Genomic DNA, 16,359 nt, shown 5'->3' on the forward strand with positions numbered 1-16,359 from the left:
CGGCTCTGCTTGGCAGTTCTCCCGATCGTTACGCCGATCTAACCCTTGTGGCGCCGATTCTGCTTGATCGGCGCCACGGAATGGCCAAAATAGCGGGACGAAAGCGGCAGTCCCGCCGCTTTGAAGGAGTGACGATCAATCATGGCTATTGGTCCTGACATGCGATCCTACCGTGGCGCGAGCGTCGCGGCCGGCGCTGGAGTTCTGGACGAAGGCCTGCGCGCTTACATGCTGCGGGTCTATAACTGGATGGCATCGGGCCTGCTCCTGACCGCCATCATTTCCTATGCGATCTCGCACACCGAGGCGATCGATCTGTTCTACCCGCTGGTGACCACCGCCAGCGGCGCCGTGGTCCGCCAGCCCGGCATCCTCGCCTATATCACCATCTTCGCGCCGCTCGGCTTCATGCTGGTGATGAGTTTCGGGGTGAACAAGCTTTCGACCACCCAGGCGCAAGCTTTGTTCTGGGCGTTCTGCGCCACGATGGGCGCGAGCCTGACCAATATTTTCCTAGTCTATACCGGGCGCTCGATCCTCACCACGTTTTTCGTGACCGCCGCCACGTTCGGCGCGATGAGCCTGTACGGCTACACGACGAAAGCCAACCTCGCGAAGCTTGGCAGCTTTCTGATCATGGGCGTAATCGGCTTGCTGATTGCGATGGTGGTTAACATCTTCCTGCAATCCTCGGCCTTCCAGTTCGCCATCAGCGCGATCGGCGTGCTGATCTTCACCGGCCTTGCCGCCTACCAGACCCAGCAGATCAAGGCGGATTATCTCCAGTACGGCTACCGCTTCGGTGCCGATATCGCATCCAAACGCAGCGTCTATGACGCGCTGCAACTCTATCTGACCTTCATCAACCTGTTCATGTTCCTGCTTCAGTTCATGGGCAACCGCCGCAGTTGAACCGGCGCTGCTGACTGATGACCGGCCCCGATCGCGCGATCGGGGCCGGTTTGCGTTATGAGCCGATCGCCGTCTGAGCGATCAAGGCGTGCACCACCTTCGCACCCGACGCCATGAGCGCCGCTTCGGCGAGACCGATGCAGGAGGTCACTTCGGTCGCGCGCACCGCACGCTTGACCCGCAGCACCGCCCCGCCATGCATGGAAAACTGCCGCAATCCGAGGCCGATGAGCAGCGGAACGGCTTCCGGGCGGCTCGCCAGCTCGCCGCAGATCGAGACTGATACGCCGGCATTCTCGCCGGCCGCGACGGTCATCGCGATCAGGCGAAGCACTGCCGGATTGAGCGGGTCGTAAAGGCCGGTCCGATCCGACAATGCTCGGTCAGCGGCCATGGCATACATAGTCAGATCGTTGGTGCCGATCGCGAAGAATGCGACGTGCCGTGCGAAGGCGGTTGCATTCAGCGCCGCGGCCGGGGTTTCGACCATGATGCCGATCGGCGGTGCCAAGGCGGGCAGGCGGGTTTGTCGCGTGCGCAACCGGCGCCAGACCCTGTCCACTTCGTGCCGGACCGTTTCGATTTCGGAAATCCGGCTGACCATGGGGACCAGGATGCGGACCGGGCCGAAAGCGGCGGCGCGCAAAACCGCCGCGATCTGGGTCTCCAGCAGTTTCGGATTCTGCAGGAGCAGGCGAATGCCGCGCAGACCAAGTGCGGGGTTCGCCTCCCGCGCCACGGAAATGGCATCGCTGGCGACCAGAGCCTCGGCTTCCTTGTCGGACCCCCAGTCGAGCAGGCGAATCGTCACCGGGTCGCCATCCATTGCCTCGATCGCTTCGCGATAGATGGTGTACTGGGTGTCCTCGTCGGGTACGGTTTCTCGATTCATGAACAGGAATTCGGTCCGCATCAACCCGATTCCCGTGGCTCCCGATTGCGCGACCATCGGCAGTTCGAAGGGAAGTTCCAGATTTGCCTGCAACTCAATCGGCACATGATCGAGCGTTTCCGAAGCCAGCCGGCGGAGCCGGACGAGCCCCCGCTGCGCCCGCGCGAAAGAGGTGCGCAGGCGTGCAGCCTCCGCCAGCCCGCGCTGCCCAGGATTGAGGATGATCGCGCCCGATTCGCCATCGAGAATCGCGGTCGAGCCCGGCCGTGCCGCCGCGAGTAGACCGGGAATGCCGAGGGCGGCGGGCACACCGATCGCCCGCAGCATGACCGCGGTATGGCTATCGGCCGAGCCTTCCTCGGTCGCGATGCCGGCAAAATGGGCCGGATCGATCAAGGCTGCATCGGACGGGCGCAACTGCTCGGCGACCAGAATACCGCCTTGCGGCAGGCCTGAAAAGCTGCGGAATGGAAGATGGGTCAGATTGCGCAGCAGCCTCCGGCCGATGTCGCGTACCTCCTCGGCCTGGCGCGCGGCGGCGGCCCCGTCATCGGCGCCCCGTCGCAGCGCCAGGAGCGTGCGGGCCTGATCTTCGGCGACCTCGATCACGGCAGTTGCTGCGGAGACCAGCCGGTCCTCGATCGCCGACTGGATCGCCCGCATCAGCCTCGACGAGCCGAGCATGTGCAGATGCGCTTCGATCAGCGGCGCGATTTCGGTCTGAGCCTCTTCGGGCAGGGTGGTGAGACGCGCCTTCAGCTTGCCGAGTTGCTTGCGTGCCTGCTTGGCGGCATCGTCGAACTGGCGCAACTCCGCCTGGATGTCGCTTGCCGCGATTTTCTGCCGCGGGTTCGGCAGCGCCGGCTCCTCGGCGAAGGTGATCGGTCCGATACCGATCCCCGGCATGATCGGCGTGCCGCCCAGCCTTGTCTGCCGGCGGGATTTCCGGGGTGGCGCGTCACCGCTTCTCATGGTCAGCCGGTTTCATGAAAACCCGCTTCGATCAGTTCCAGCACGGCGGCGAGCGCTTCCTTCGCATCCCAGCCGTCGGCCGAAATCTCGATCTCCGAGCCTGGACCTGCGCCGAGCATCATCAGCCCCATGATCGATTGCGCGGAGACCGACTGGCCGTCCCGCGACACTTCCACTGAAGCGCTGAATTTTTCCGCCAGCGTGACCAGTTTCGCCGCCGCCCGCGCATGCAGGCCACGCTTGTTGCGAATAATCGCCTGCTGGACCAGCCGGGTCGATGAGGTGCGGTTCTCGTCGCTCATCCGCACGCGCGACGCGGCGGCACGCTTTGCAGGACCTCGGACCCGCAGGCGATGTATTTCCGGCCGGCGGCTTCCGCGCATTGCACGGCCTCGGCCAGACCCTGGCTGCCCCTGATCTTGGCGAGTTTTATCAGCATCGGCAGGTTCACCCCGGCGATCACCTCGACATCCGGGCGGTTGAGCATCGACATGGCAAGATTGCACGGCGTGCCTCCGAACATGTCAGTCAGCACCACCACGCCGTCCCCGGTATCCACGTCGGCGACGCGCGCGGCGATCTCGCGCCTCTGGGTTTCGATATCGGCATCGGCCTCGACCGATACCGTGGCGACGTTGCGCTGCGGACCGACCACGTGTTCCATCGCATCGCGCAGCGCGACGCTGAGATTGCCGTGGCTAACCAGGACGAGCCCGATCATTTCAACGCTCCGGTCATCATGTAACTCCGTATTCCCCCGGATGGTCCGGGTATCGCCGATCGCGGGCCGGAACGATCCGCCCGCTGCCGGTCCGCCTGCTGCGGCGCTTCAACCTGTTTGACGCCGATGGCACGATGCTCGACCTGAACCGCCCCATGCCGGGGTCTCAACCGCGCGGCGAGCGCCTCGGCGATCGTCACCGAGCGGTGCCGTCCACCGGTGCAGCCGATCGCGATCGTCACGTATTTCTTGCCTTCCCGAACGAAGCGCGGCAGCAAGAACGCTATCAGGCCGCTCAACCGGCTGAGAAACTCCGGGTAGTCGGGATCGCTTTCGATATAAGCACGAACCGTCGCGTCGAGCCCTGTTTGCGAACGCAGATCCGGTATGTAATGCGGGTTACGCAGAAAGCGCGCGTCGAACACCAGATCCGCCTCGCGCGGAACGCCCGCGGGGAAAGCGAACGAGACCAAGGTGACCGACAGGCCTGGCCCATGATCGCCGAATCGCTGTCCGATCAATTGGCGCAGCGATGCCAGCGGCAGTTCGGACGTATCGACGACCCAATCGGCGGCATCGCGCAATGGCCGGGTCAGCGCCTGCTCCGTCTCGATTCCCTCGCCGATCGTGCCCTGCAGCGCCAGCGGATGCCGCCGCCTGGTTTCGGTGAACCGGCGCTGCAGCACCTCCGGTGACGCGATGGCGAATACCAGTTCAGGTTGGGCGCGCCCGGATCGACGCAGGCGATGCAGGGTTTCGATCACCTCATCGGCCGAAAAATCGCGAGTTCTCGCGTCGATTCCGATAGCCAGAGGCTTATCCGAATCGATCAGCGTATCGACCAGCCTGAGCGGGGGATTGTCCACGGCCTCGTAGCCAAGATCTTCGAGCGCGCGCAGCACCGAGTTCTTGCCGGCTCCCGAAAGGCCGCTGACGATCACCAATCTCGACCGTTGCGCTGTCATGCCGCGAATGCGCCGCAATGCTGCATGCGCCGGCCGCAGGCGGCGTCGAGCGCCCAATGGATGCGGACCGTCGCCGAGGCGGCGCACGGATCGAGTGCGATGAGCGGCACGCCGAATTCCGCGTCGTTGCCGGGTGCGGGCAAGCGATCCTTGGCCGCGCCGAGCCTGACGACCAGCCTCAGTCGCGCCGAATCGCGGTGATCGGCGCGGAACAGGCCGATCCCGCGCAGTTCGATCATGCCGATGAGGGGGGAGACGCCCTTGATCCGGCCCGCTTCGAGTTCCAGTTGATCGTCGCCGACGAGGACGAAGCCCCGGTCGATGAGCCGCAGCAACAAATCCGACTTGCCGATCCCGGACGGACCGAGCAGCAACACCGCATCATCACCGAGAGTCGCGCAGGAACCGTGCAGGCGCATCGTATCCCGATTGTGGCAAGTTTCAGGCGGAAACAAAAGGGGGGATGACAGGAATGCATCCAATTCTTAAAAGTTTTGTAAATTAATAGGAAGTTACATCAATTTTTTTATCTAAATTCTTCGTTTCGTTCCACAACTGTAGGTAACTCTCTGAAACATGCCAAGTTCGTAACGTCGCCGCAACGCTCAGGCAAAGCCGTGTAGCGGAATCTTGCGCAGGCGTCGGCCGGGTGCCATGTCATCGACGAATCGAAACATCAGGAATCCAGAATGCCGGCTCGGCGCCGCGCGATCATCACTGCTCTTGTCGTCGCTCCCGCGATCCTGCGGCCGCAGCGCGGCTTCGCCATGCCGTCCAGCTTCGCCCCGCTGGTGCGCCGCGTCGCTCCGGCGATCGTCGGCATTTCGGTGACTCAGGTCGCCGGGGCACGAAAACCGTCCCCGCCGCATCTACCGCGGCGGAATGCCCAGCCGCAGGAATTTACCGGCGGTGGTGCGGTCAACAAGGCAGCCGGCTCCGGCTTCATCGTCACCGCATCCGGCATCATCGTGACCAATAATCACGTGGTGGGCGATGCGGCGCGCATCATCGTCACCCTGGATGACGGGCAGCGCCTGCCGGCGCGGATCATCGGCGCCGACCAACTGACCGATCTTGCCGTCGTCAAGATCGATGCCGGCCGGAACCTGCCCTTCGTGCGCTGGGGCAATTCCGCGCATATGGCGGTGGGCGACTGGATTCTCGCGGCCGGTAATCCGTTCGATCTCGGCACATCGTTCACCGCCGGTATCATCTCCGCGCGCGGCCGCGAGATCGGCGATGGCCCGTTCGATCATTTCCTGCAACTCGACGCGCCGATCAATCCGGGCAATTCCGGCGGTCCGTCATTCGACATGAACGGCCACGTGATCGGGGTGAATACCGCCATCGTTTCCCCCTCGGGCGGATCGGTCGGAATTGGCTTCGCGGTTCCCTCCAATATGGCGCGGCGAATCATCGCGGCCCTGATCGCCCATGGCAGCATTCCACGCGGCTGGCTCGGCGTGTCGGTCGCGGATCTGCCTTCCGGCGCGGCCGGGGTGGAACTGACCGGAATCGAATCCGATGGACCTGCCGCGCGGGCCGGTCTTGAGCCGGGCGATGTCATCCTCGCGATCAACCGCCTGCCGGTGAACGATGCCAGCGCACTGATCCGTGCGGTTGCTTCGGTGCCGCCGGGCAGCATCGAGCATTTACGCATAAATAGGAATGGCCGGATCTTCGGCCTTTCCGTAGTTGTCGGCCGCAGGCCGGCGGAGTTAGGGAGCGACTGATGCGAATACTGGTTGTGGAAGACGACAAGGATGTCGCCGGTTTCGTGGTGAAGGGACTGCGCGAGGCCGGTCACACGGTGGAACATGCCGATAACGGCCGTGACGGGCTGTTCATGGCGGCATCCGAGAATTTCGACGCGATTATCCTCGATCGCATGCTGCCGGGCGGGATCGACGGGCTGCGCCTGCTGGAAACCCTGCGCGCCCAGGATAATGCGACGCCCGTGCTGTTTCTCTCGGCACTCGGCCAGGTGGATGACCGGGTCAAGGGGCTGAAAGCGGGCGGCGATGACTACCTGACCAAGCCATTCGCCTTCGCCGAACTGCTCGCCAGGGTGGAAGCCATGGCGCGGCGCGGCAAAGGCGAGGGGCCGACGACGCGGCTCGCGGTCGGCGATCTGGAGATGGATTTGCTGTCGCGCGGCGTGAAACGGGGCGGTCAGAAGGTGGATTTGCAGCCGCGTGAATTCCGCCTTCTTGAATATCTGATGCGCCATGCCGGCCAGGTGGTGACGCGCACCATGCTGCTCGAAGGCGTGTGGGACTACCATTTCGATCCGCAAACCAACGTGATCGACGTTCATGTCTCGCGATTGCGTCAGAAGATCGACAAGCCGTTCGATGCGCCGCTGCTGCATACGGTCCGCAATGCCGGATACATGCTCAGGGTCGAGGAGCCGTAACGTGCAATGAGATTTCGTCGATCACGCCGCTATCGGGATCTTACCCGGAAGGCGGCGCGGTGAGCGAGGCCGTACCCGAAGCCGATCCGAAGCCGCCGGTGCGGATACGCAAGCGCAGGCGATTCCTACGCTCGGCCGGCGTTCGCTTTGCCGTGCTCTACGCGCTGGTGTTCGGCATTTCGACCATCGTGCTCGCGGCCTCCTTGCGGTATTCGACCGTCGGTTTGCTCGACCGGCAGACCCATGAGGCGATCCGGGTCGATGCGCGGGGCCTCGCCACGCATTTTACCGAAGGAGGCTTGCCCGCGCTTGTGCTGACCCTGCGCAACCGGATCGACGAAAACCTGAACGACAACGCGATCTATCTGCTGGTTGATCCGCTGGGCAATAGAATCGCCGGCAATCTGACCCGTTGGCCCCAGGGTATCGATGCGCCCCATGCCTGGTACACGATGCCGGTGGAGCGGGCGGGCCTGCGTTCGCACGCGTTGCTGCGCTACTACGAACTGCCCGGCGGATTTCAGTTGCTGGTCGGAAGGGATGTCAGCACGCGGTCCCAACTGCGTCACATTTTGCGCGACGGGCTCCTCTGGGCACTCGCCGCGATGCTGCTGCTCGGCGTTCTCGGCGCACTGGTCATTCGCGGGCTGTTCAAACGCTCGCTTGCCGATATTTCCGCGACCACGCGGGCGATCGCGCGTGGCGATCTGACCCAGCGCGTGCGGCGGTCCGGCAGCGGCGACGAGTTCGACGAACTCGCCGAGACGATCAACGATATGCTCGATCGCATCTCCCGGCTGATGGACGGGGTCCGCCAGGTTTCCAACGCGATCGCGCACGATCTGCGCACCCCGATCACGCGGGCGCGGGCGCGCCTGGAAGATGCCGCAGCGCATGCCCGCACGACCGAGGAATTGCGCGGCGCTGTCGACCGCGCAACCGACGATCTCGACGGGGTCGTCAAGGTGTTCCAGGCCTTGCTGCGGATCGCCGAGATCGAGGCGGGTTCCCGGCGCTCGGCTTTCGCGGATATCGATCTCGCACCTGTGCTCGACGATCTCGCCGAGTTTTTCGAAGCCGCGGCCGAGGAGCGCGGTATCGGGCTGGACATCGCCTGGCCGCGCGAGCTGCCGATGGTGGGCGACCGGGACATGATCCAGCAGGCGATCGCCAACCTGCTCGAAAATGCGCTGAAATTCTCACCGGCCGGATGCCGGGTATCGATCTCGGCCCGGATGGATGCCACCCATATCGAAATTCACATCGCCGACCAGGGCGCGGGTATTCCCGAGACCGATCGTCCGCGCGCGACCGAGCGGTTCTATCGGGCGGAAAGCGCGCGCTCGACGCCCGGCTCGGGTCTCGGCCTTGCCCTGGTATCGGCGATCGCCAATCTTCATGGCGGTATCTTGCGGCTCGACGATAACCGGCCGGGTCTGCGCGCGGTTCTGGTGCTGCCGCGCCGCGCGCCCAATCCCGACTCGACACTGAGGATCAAGCTCTGGACCCAAAACCTGAAAAAAGACGCCCTGACACCGACCGATAACAGCTAGCCCGCATTTCTCACGCGGACTTTTTCGTTCCGGCTTTGATGAATTTGGGTTCCAGGATTTTTGGGATCATCGTGGCGGGCGTCGTTATGCCGAATTCTGGACAAGCGGACCTCCCGCCGCGTGATGCGGCGTTGGCGGAAGGGGATGGCGGCTTGCGGTGTCTGGTTCGTATCAGGCGGCGCCAATGAGCAAGGCGTGGGCGAAGGCGGTAAGGTTCCAACGGGGTAACCGCTGGAATAACGCCGGAGGGGATCCCGAATTCGTATTGCCAGGGGCAGGCCGAGGCCATGGCTTCGGGGCATCCGGGATGGAGATGACGCGAGTCGGAGAACGTCACCGGGATTAAACACCTAACCACAATCAGGGAAGACTCTAAATTCATCATCACACTCTACCTAAGAGCGCTGACAATCGCCGCTGTCAGATCCGCCATTTTTCCCGTCCCGCCAAGATCGGGCGTGCGCGGCGCCGAAGGATCGGCAAGTGCCGCCTCTACCGCACGCAGCACCAGAGCGGCACCGTCGGCTTCGCCCAGATGCTCCAGCATCATCGAGGCGGCCCAGATCGCTCCGATCGGGTTGGCGATTCCCTGCCCCGCGATGTCAGGGGCCGAGCCATGCACCGGCTCGAACATTGAGGGATATTTTCGCTCCGGGTTGAGATTGGCCGAGGGGGCGACGGCAATCGTCCCAGTCACGCCCGGCCCGAGATCGGACAGGATGTCGCCGAACAGGTTGGAGCCCACAACCACGTCGAACCGCTCGGGCGACATCACGAACCGCGCGGCGAGAATGTCGATGTGATACTGATCGATCCTGACATCGGGATAATCCGCCGCAACGGCGGCGAACCGCTCGTCCCAATAGGGCATCGTATGGAAAATGCCGTTGGATTTGGTCGCCGAGGTCACATGATTCCGGTCGAGCCTTCGCGCCAGTTCGAACGCATAGCGAAGAATCCGGTCGGTCCCGGTGCGGGTGAAAATGCTGGTCTGCTCGACGAACTCCCGATCGGTGCCGGCGAACATCCGTCCGCCGATCTGCGAATACTCGCCCTCGACGTTTTCACGCACCACCCAGAAATCGATATCGCCGGGTTTCTTGCCCGCGAGCGGGCAGCGCACACCGGGCAGCAAGCGGACCGGGCGGAGATTGACATACTGGTCGAACTCGCGCCTGATCGGGATCAGCAATCCCCAGAGCGAAACATGATCGGGCACGCCAGGATAACCCACGGCGCCGAGAAAAATCGCATCAAAATCGGCTAATTGCACGATGCCGTCTTCCGGCATCATGCGGCCTGTCGCCTTGAAGGTTTCGCAGCTCCAGTCGAACTGCACATAGTCCAGCGAGAAACCGCAAAGTGTGGCGGCGCGGTCGAGCACCGACAGCGCCGCCGGGATCACCTCGCGGCCGATCCCGTCGCCGGGGATGACCGCGATGTGGTATTTTTTGCCCATCAAAACTCCTCATCCGCGACATACGACCCGATCTTTTGAACGAGGTCGGGGTCGCGCCGTTCCAGCACGATGCCGTAGATGATCGATAGCACGAGTACGCCAAGCGCAATCCACGGGAACAAATTGTAAGGCGCAGGCTGGCCGGGTTGCACCAGGCCCCAGAGCGGGAACAGCATCAGGATGGTGCCGACCACCGGAATGACGGCGTGTTTGAACGCATTGAACTCCACGCGATGATATTTGAGCATATAGACTGGCAATGCGAGGTTGGTGATCAGATAGGTCACGATAACGGGAATCGTCCCCAGCGACCCGGTTTCGCCGAACAGATCGACCGGCTTGATGTTCCAGCCGAACACGATGACGATCGCGAAGGCGATCAGCACGAAGCTCCACATCGCGACGAAGGGTGTGCGGTGCTGCGGATGGATCTTGCCGAAGAAGCGCGGCAGCAGCCCTTCGCGCCCCGAATTGAACAGAATTCGCGCCTGGCTGTTGGTCAAGCCGAGCAGCGAGGAGAAAATGCTGGTCAGTCCAGCGAGATAGGCGATGATCAGCAAGCCGGCGGCGGATGCCTTGAACGCATCGACGAAGGGGATATCGGATTTGCCGATGGCGGTCGCGTTGTTGTGAAAGGCGATTTCCGTCGCATAGGCGAGAAACATATACAGAATGCCGATCGACAGCGTGCCGATGATCAGCGCGCGCGGGATGTTGCGCCGCGCGTCGCGGGTTTCCTCGGCCAGGGTCGCCGAGTTCTCCCAGCCGATGAACAGATAGATCGCGATGGGAAAGCCGAGCCCGATGCCTTTCAGCCCGCCCGACAGATTATGCCATTCGAAGGGTGCCAGTGTGATGCTGCCGCGATTGACTACCAGCATGATGATCGCGCCGACGATCAGGAGGACAAGTTCGAAATAGAAGAACACCGCCGCCCAGGTGGTGGATAGTGCGACACCGCGCGAGACCAGAAACCCGACGATGCCGGTCGCGATCAGGCTGAGTAATTGCCAGGGGATGTCGATGCCGAGGAACAGTTTCAGCGTGTCGTGCGCCCAGCCGCCCGAAATCACCACGACCGAGGAGGCCGCGACCAGATAGCCGAACACCACGAACACCGAGGCGGCGGCACCGGCGACCGGGCCGAACGCCATGCCGATGAACGTCACGAACGAGCCGGTGGATGGCCGGTATTTCGAGAACTCGGCGAGGGTATTGGTGAGAAACAGGATCACCACCATCGCGACCAATATGGTCAGTGGCGCGGCAACCCCGGCACCGGTCACGATCAGGCCAAAGCCGAAGAAGAAGCTCATCGCCGGCGCGATATTCGCGAGCGTCGATGCGACGATCTGCGGCAGGCCGAGCGCATCGCGCTTGAGCCTTCCGTGCGGAACGATTGCAGTCATGAATGCCCCCTCGTTGTTTTGTTTCGCAAGCCTAATCCATGGCAATGGGTAATACCAGCGTAACGTAGCCTTGGCTCGTTCCGCTGCACGCCGCGAATGCGGCGCGCGCCTAGTGGCGCGAAAGCCAAGCGCGCGGATGCGCGCCCCTCCGTTGTGTTTCCATCGATCCTTCGGATCGCCGGAACCTTGCGCAACTCCGCCCGGCGTCCGAGGGCATCATTTAATAACCAACTCTTTCGGCCAGCGCCGGTGCAGCCATAGCCATTCGCCCGGCCGGGCGCGGACCCAGCGCTCGATCGTCCGGTTCATCCAGATGGTCGTCGCTTTGACGTCTTCGGTCTTGTCCTCGGTCTTTTGTCCAAATTCCAGGGGCTCGCAGACGATGCGCAACCGTGCCGGGCCCAGCCGTTCGACGTGGACCGGCAGGATGGGACAGCGAAATTTCCGCGCGAACACCGCAAGCGCCGGCGTTGTCATCGCGGGGGTGCCGAAGAACGGCGCCTCGATTCCGTCGTTCAGCTTCTGATCGACCAACATGCACAACACCCCGCCATGGGTCAGGTGTGCATAAGACGCGCGCGCACCCGAAGCACCCTTGGGAAACATGGCGACTTTCTGGCCCATCGCTGCCTTGCGCAGACCAAGAATCGTCTCGTCCACCGCCTTGTTCGCGGCGGCGCGATAGAAGAAGGCGAGGGTAACGCCGAGCCGGTAGAATGCCAGCGGGATGATTTCCCAGTTGCCGAAATGTCCGGTCAGGATGATGCCCGGTCCGCCGCGTGCCGCAAAGGCCCGGACGTGCTCCGCCCCGACCACTTCGTAGCCGGGCCCGCTCGCGGTTTCGCGCAAATTGGCGAGATGCGGAAACTCGGCGGCGTTGCGTGCGAGATTCTCCCATACGTCGCGGATGATTTTCCGGCGTGCGGCGGCGTCGAGTTCCGGCATGACCCGGCGCAGGTTGGCATCGGCAACGCGCGTGGTCGGAATCAGCGGGCCGATCGACCGCCCGATCGCGCCGCCCAGATCGCTGGCGCGCCGTGGATCGAGCCTCCGAAACACCGCGAGAAAGCCGCGGACCATGGCGTATTCGATCCGGTGCAAAAACGTCATGGCAGAAGGCGCTCCAGGGTTGCTGGATCGTCGAAAACGAGATCCACGGTGACGACGGCACACCGCTCCAGGATTTTGGCTGGCAGTTTCACCGCGTCCTTTTCGGTGGTGGCGAGAACGGCACGATGCCGTTCGGCGAGGGCTGCGAGTCGTGCGCAATCACCGGGCCGATAGAGATGATGATCCGGGAATCCGACGGTTTCGACAAGTTTCGCGCCGAGTTCGCGCAGGGTGCTGAAGAATTTGGCAGGTCGTCCGATGCCGGCGAAGCCGATCACCCGGACGTCCTTCAGGGGCATCGAACACGAGCCTTGCAGAGCGGCGGTCAGTACCGGCAGCGTTGCCGGCAGAGCGGCACGCGCACCCGTCTGATCCGGCCCGATCAGTACGGCGCACGCGCAGCGCGCGGCGGCGAATGCGACTGGTTCGCGCAGCGGCCCGGCCGGCAAACACCGTCCATTGCCGAATCCGGTGCCGCCGTCGATCGTTAGGAGAGAAATGGTTTTAGCAAGGTCAGGGTTTTGCAATCCATCGTCCATCACGATCGCCAAGGCGCCGGAAGCTACGGCGAGAAGCGCACCGGCGGCGCGGTTCCGCGCGACCACGGTAGGTGCCGATGCGGCGAGCAGCAGCGCTTCGTCGCCGACCGCGTGCGCATTATGCAGGGCCGGATCGACCAGAACCGGGCCGCGCAATGTTCCGCCGTGGCCCCGGGTCAGTGCGAACGGCGCAGCACCGCGCGCGTCATAACGGGCCAGAATATGCCGTGTCAGGACGGTTTTCCCTGCGCCGCCGACGCCGGCATTACCGACGCAAATGACCGGCACGCCACAATTATATTGCGGTCGTGCCAGCCGCCGGGCGGTCATTGCTTCGGTCACGGCACCGAGCGGCGCGAGCAGGCACGCGGCGAATCCGTCATGCTGCCAGAACGCGGGGGCGCGGATCATGCGATTGCGTCCAGAATTTGTGCCGTAAGCCGTGCGGGCAGATCGGCGAAGCCCTGACAGGCGCGGCGCCCGGCTTCGCCGATCATGGCGGCGCGAGCGGGATCGGCGAGCAACGAGTCGAATGCCTGGGTCAGTTCCGTGCCATCCGTTATATCGATCAGCCCGCCAGCCGCGCGGAGGATCGCAGCGGCTTCGGCGAAATTGGCGAGGTGCGGCCCGGCGATCGCGGCGCAGCCGAGCTGTGCGGCCTCGATCATGTTATGGCCGCCGACCGGCACCAGCGAGCCGCCGATGAAGGCGATCGGGCAAAATCCGTAGAACAGCCCCAGCTCGCCCAACGTGTCGGCGAGGTAGATGCCGCCGGGTACCGGCATCTCGCCTCGGCTGCGCCGCGCGGTCGGCAGGCCGGCGGTGAGCGCGGCGATCGCTTCGGCCCGTTCGGGGTGGCGCGGCACGATGATTGTGGTGAGGTTCGCATGACCGGCGAGTAAGGCGCGATGGGCTGCGACCATCGGCGCATCCTCGCCCGCGTGGGTGCTTGCCGCCAGAATTCGCGGTCCCGGACAAGCGGTTTCCAAAGCCGTGCGCGCAGCCGAATCGTCCGGCAGGAGCGGGGCCGCAAATTTCAGGTTCCCTGGCGCTTCGACGCGATCAATGCCAAGCCCGCGCAGTGCCGCCGCGTCCGCCTCGGATTGCGCGGCGATGAACCCGAAACCATCGAACAGCGCGCGCGCGGTGGCGGGAAACCGCGCCCAGCGCTTAGCGCTTCGGGCGGAGAGCCGAGCGTTGACCAGAAACCGCGGCACGTGCCGCGCATCCAGGCCGCGCAATAGATTTGGCCAGATCTCGGATTCGACGAACACCGCCGTGTCCGGCCGCCAATGATCGAGAAACCGCTCTGCATAGCGCGGTGCATCGAGCGGCACGAATTGATGGATGGCGCGGGCGCGCCGGGCAGCCAGCCCGGCCGAGGTGATCGTGCCGGTGGTGAGCAGCACGGCCGCGTGATTCGCCAGTATGTCGATCAGTGTGAGCGCGGACATGGTCTCGCCCATACTCGCTGCATGGATCCAGATCAGCCGTCCCCCCGGTCGCGTGATGCTTGCGATACCGTAGCGTTCCGGCAGGCGGGCGGCGATTTCCTTGCCGCGTTTTGCCCGGCGGCTAAGCCAGAACGGCAGCAGCGGCGCGGTAAGTGCCGTTACTCCGCGATAAATCGAAAGACTCAGCGGCACAGGACCGACGCCCTCGCGAGATTGGCGGTCATCCCGGCCTCGATCATTGCGAGCGACGCCTCCCAGTCCCGCCGCGGCACCAGAATCGGGCCGCTTGCGATGAGTGCGCCGCGCCCGAAGGGCAGGGGAATCCGCATCGCATCCCAGCTCTCGAGGGTGAGTGCACGCGACGTCGCGGCGGCGGCGCAGAATACCGGAGCACCGGTCAGGGCGGCGAGTTGTGCGACGCCCGGAGCGGCGCGGCGGCGCGGCCCGCGCGGTCCGTCCGGCGTCAGCCCCACGGGATGGCCCGCTTCGAACAGGCGCGCGAGTTCGCGCAGGCCGGCGGCCCCGCCGCGCGAGGTCGAGCCGGAAATGGTCTCGATGCCGAAATGGCGCATCGCGCGGGCGATCAACCGCCCGTCGCGATGCCGGCTGGCCAGCACATACCCTTTCGGTCCGGCGCCGATCCGTTCCGCCTCGCGCCACAGAATCGGCATTGAGGGCAGGCATTCGTGCCAGAACACGATGATGCACGGCGTACCGGCCTTCAGGGCGCCGAGCAGGGCGTCCGCATCGATGGTCCAGCGCGTCGTGGCCATGGTGCCGTGCAGATAGAGCCCGGCCAGATCGCCCAGGGGTTGCTGGACCCAGACCGATTTGAGGGGCGCCTTGAGCGTATCGCGGATCATCGGTGCGGCGGTAGCATCTGCCGAAGCGCGCGTCATCCGCCGACCGCCGCAAGGGTCGGCGCGGGCCGCATCCCCGCGAGCAGCGCCGCGAGCGCGCGAAACAGCGGATCGCGCGGGTCGGATGCGCGCCAGACCAGCGCGATGGTGCGCCCGGCCGAGGCATCTCCGAGATCCTGACAGACCACGAGATCGCTGAGTTCCGGCCGGGCCGCCACGGCAAGCGCGGGCAGCAGCGAATAACCCTCCCCGGCAGCAATCATCTGCCACAGCGTCTCCAGGCTGGTCGCATGACGGGTCACCGGCTTGGCGTTGCACAGGCTCAGCGCCTGATCGCGCAGGCAATGCCCGTCTTCCAGCAACAGCAAATCATCCGCCGGCAGATCGTCGAGGGTGAGACGCCGCAACCCGGCCAGCGCGTGGCCGGGCGGAGTCGCCAGCAGGAACGGCTCGAAAAACAGCGGCGCGGCGGTCAGTCCGGCGCGCGACACCGGCATGGCGAGGAGCAAAAGATCGAGCGCGCCTTCGATCAGCCGCTCGATCAGCCGCGCGGTGCGTGCCTCGGTGAGGCGGAGCGACAACTCGGGCCGCTCGGCGCGCAGCAGGCGCAGCAGTCCCGGCAGATAATACGGCCCGAGCGTCTCGATCGCGCCCAGGGAGACCTGTCCGGTCATCCCGGTGGGCTGGCCGTGCGACAAGGCGAGCAGATGCCGTGCCTCGGCGAGAACGCGCTCGGCCTGGACGAGAAGTGCTGCGCCTGCTGCGGTGGGTGCGACCCGGCGTTTGGTGCGCTCGAACAGCGTGACGCCGAGAATCGCTTCGAGCTTGCGGATCTGTTCCGAAAGCGCCGGCTGCGACACGCCGCAGCGCTCCGCCGCGCGGCCGAAATGACGGAGTTCGGCCACCGCCTGGGCATATTCCAGATCGCGGAGCGACAGGCCGGCGAGCAGGCGCGGCGACGCGGGGTAAAAACTGTCCATTGCGCTTTATAATCGATATTACCAATCAGAGAAATATAGAAAATCGACTTCCCCTATGACTTCAGAGGACTATAACCACTGCGGCTCCACGAACAGAGCAATCAACCCAGCCCCGAT

General features: G+C 64.4%; 16 protein-coding genes. 4 read left to right on the forward strand and 12 right to left on the reverse strand.

All coding sequences use genetic code 11. From position 1 onward, the window contains the following. Positions 1-141: 141 nt before the first annotated feature. Complete coding sequence (locus L2A60_RS04855; protein ID WP_235703241.1) at positions 142-912, forward strand: Bax inhibitor-1/YccA family protein; 771 nt, start codon at positions 142-144, stop codon at positions 910-912. A gap of 55 nt (positions 913-967) precedes the next feature. Here the strand turns inward: L2A60_RS04855 and ptsP are convergent, their stop codons facing one another. Genes ptsP through L2A60_RS04880 form a run of 5 tightly spaced genes read right to left on the reverse strand, consistent with a single transcriptional unit; the run spans position 968 to position 4,881 of the window. Further along, a complete protein-coding gene (ptsP, locus tag L2A60_RS04860) occupies positions 968-2,776 on the reverse strand; it encodes a phosphoenolpyruvate--protein phosphotransferase (protein WP_235703242.1) in 1,809 nt (602 codons plus the stop codon). Positions 2,777-2,778: 2 nt separating this feature from the next. Beyond that, positions 2,779-3,078, reverse strand: a complete 300-nt coding sequence (locus tag L2A60_RS04865) for an HPr family phosphocarrier protein (protein ID WP_235703243.1) — start codon at positions 3,076-3,078, stop codon at positions 2,779-2,781. Next, positions 3,075-3,497: a PTS sugar transporter subunit IIA gene (locus L2A60_RS04870; RefSeq protein WP_235703244.1), complete on the reverse strand. Its 423-nt coding sequence runs from the start codon at positions 3,495-3,497 to the stop codon at positions 3,075-3,077. Before L2A60_RS04870 ends, L2A60_RS04865 begins: the two co-directional genes overlap by 4 nt. Beyond that, entirely contained in the window at positions 3,494-4,462 is a 969-nt protein-coding gene (gene rapZ / locus L2A60_RS04875; RefSeq protein WP_235703245.1) for an RNase adapter RapZ, read from the reverse strand. The genes L2A60_RS04870 and rapZ overlap by 4 nt, the downstream gene beginning before the upstream one ends. Further along, positions 4,459-4,881 carry an HPr kinase/phosphorylase gene (locus tag L2A60_RS04880; RefSeq protein WP_235703246.1) on the reverse strand — a complete coding sequence of 141 codons (423 nt, stop codon included), beginning with the start codon at positions 4,879-4,881 and terminating at the stop codon, positions 4,459-4,461. Before L2A60_RS04880 ends, rapZ begins: the two co-directional genes overlap by 4 nt. A 270-nt stretch (positions 4,882-5,151) precedes the next feature. Here L2A60_RS04880 and L2A60_RS04885 point away from each other — a divergent pair, with 270 nt between their 5' ends. Genes L2A60_RS04885 through L2A60_RS04895 form a run of 3 tightly spaced genes read left to right on the forward strand, consistent with a single transcriptional unit; the run spans position 5,152 to position 8,431 of the window. Further along, on the forward strand, positions 5,152-6,195 hold the full coding sequence (locus tag L2A60_RS04885; protein ID WP_235703247.1) for a S1C family serine protease: 1,044 nt from the start codon (positions 5,152-5,154) through the stop codon (positions 6,193-6,195). Further along, positions 6,195-6,878: a response regulator transcription factor gene (locus L2A60_RS04890; protein WP_235703248.1), complete on the forward strand. Its 684-nt coding sequence runs from the start codon at positions 6,195-6,197 to the stop codon at positions 6,876-6,878. The genes L2A60_RS04885 and L2A60_RS04890 overlap by 1 nt, the downstream gene beginning before the upstream one ends. A gap of 59 nt (positions 6,879-6,937) precedes the next feature. Further along, positions 6,938-8,431 (forward strand): HAMP domain-containing sensor histidine kinase, encoded by a 1,494-nt coding sequence (locus tag L2A60_RS04895; protein ID WP_235703249.1) that lies wholly within the window; start codon positions 6,938-6,940, stop codon positions 8,429-8,431. 391 nt (positions 8,432-8,822) lie between these two features. Here L2A60_RS04895 and L2A60_RS04900 read toward each other — a convergent pair whose 3' ends face one another. The 7 genes from L2A60_RS04900 to L2A60_RS04930 form a co-directional block, all read right to left on the reverse strand. Then, positions 8,823-9,890, reverse strand: a complete 1,068-nt coding sequence (locus L2A60_RS04900; RefSeq protein ID WP_235703250.1) for a tartrate dehydrogenase — start codon at positions 9,888-9,890, stop codon at positions 8,823-8,825. Then, positions 9,890-11,299 carry an APC family permease gene (locus L2A60_RS04905; protein ID WP_235703251.1) on the reverse strand — a complete coding sequence of 470 codons (1,410 nt, stop codon included), beginning with the start codon at positions 11,297-11,299 and terminating at the stop codon, positions 9,890-9,892. Before L2A60_RS04905 ends, L2A60_RS04900 begins: the two co-directional genes overlap by 1 nt. A 216-nt stretch (positions 11,300-11,515) precedes the next feature. Then, entirely contained in the window at positions 11,516-12,409 is an 894-nt protein-coding gene (locus tag L2A60_RS04910) for a lysophospholipid acyltransferase family protein (protein ID WP_235703252.1), read from the reverse strand. Further along, a complete protein-coding gene (gene lpxK / locus L2A60_RS04915; RefSeq protein ID WP_235703297.1) occupies positions 12,406-13,356 on the reverse strand; it encodes a tetraacyldisaccharide 4'-kinase in 951 nt (316 codons plus the stop codon). The genes L2A60_RS04910 and lpxK overlap by 4 nt, the downstream gene beginning before the upstream one ends. Continuing rightward, positions 13,356-14,594 (reverse strand): 3-deoxy-D-manno-octulosonic acid transferase, encoded by a 1,239-nt coding sequence (locus tag L2A60_RS04920; RefSeq protein WP_235703253.1) that lies wholly within the window; start codon positions 14,592-14,594, stop codon positions 13,356-13,358. The genes lpxK and L2A60_RS04920 overlap by 1 nt, the downstream gene beginning before the upstream one ends. Further along, on the reverse strand, positions 14,585-15,301 hold the full coding sequence (locus tag L2A60_RS04925; RefSeq protein WP_235703254.1) for a lysophospholipid acyltransferase family protein: 717 nt from the start codon (positions 15,299-15,301) through the stop codon (positions 14,585-14,587). Before L2A60_RS04925 ends, L2A60_RS04920 begins: the two co-directional genes overlap by 10 nt. Beyond that, complete coding sequence (locus tag L2A60_RS04930; RefSeq protein ID WP_235703255.1) at positions 15,298-16,242, reverse strand: LysR substrate-binding domain-containing protein; 945 nt, start codon at positions 16,240-16,242, stop codon at positions 15,298-15,300. The genes L2A60_RS04925 and L2A60_RS04930 overlap by 4 nt, the downstream gene beginning before the upstream one ends. Between the last annotated feature and the right edge of the window lie 117 nt (positions 16,243-16,359).

It is taken from the genome of Acidiphilium iwatense, assembly GCF_021556475.1.
GTDB lineage: Bacteria > Pseudomonadota > Alphaproteobacteria > Acetobacterales > Acetobacteraceae > Acidiphilium > Acidiphilium iwatense.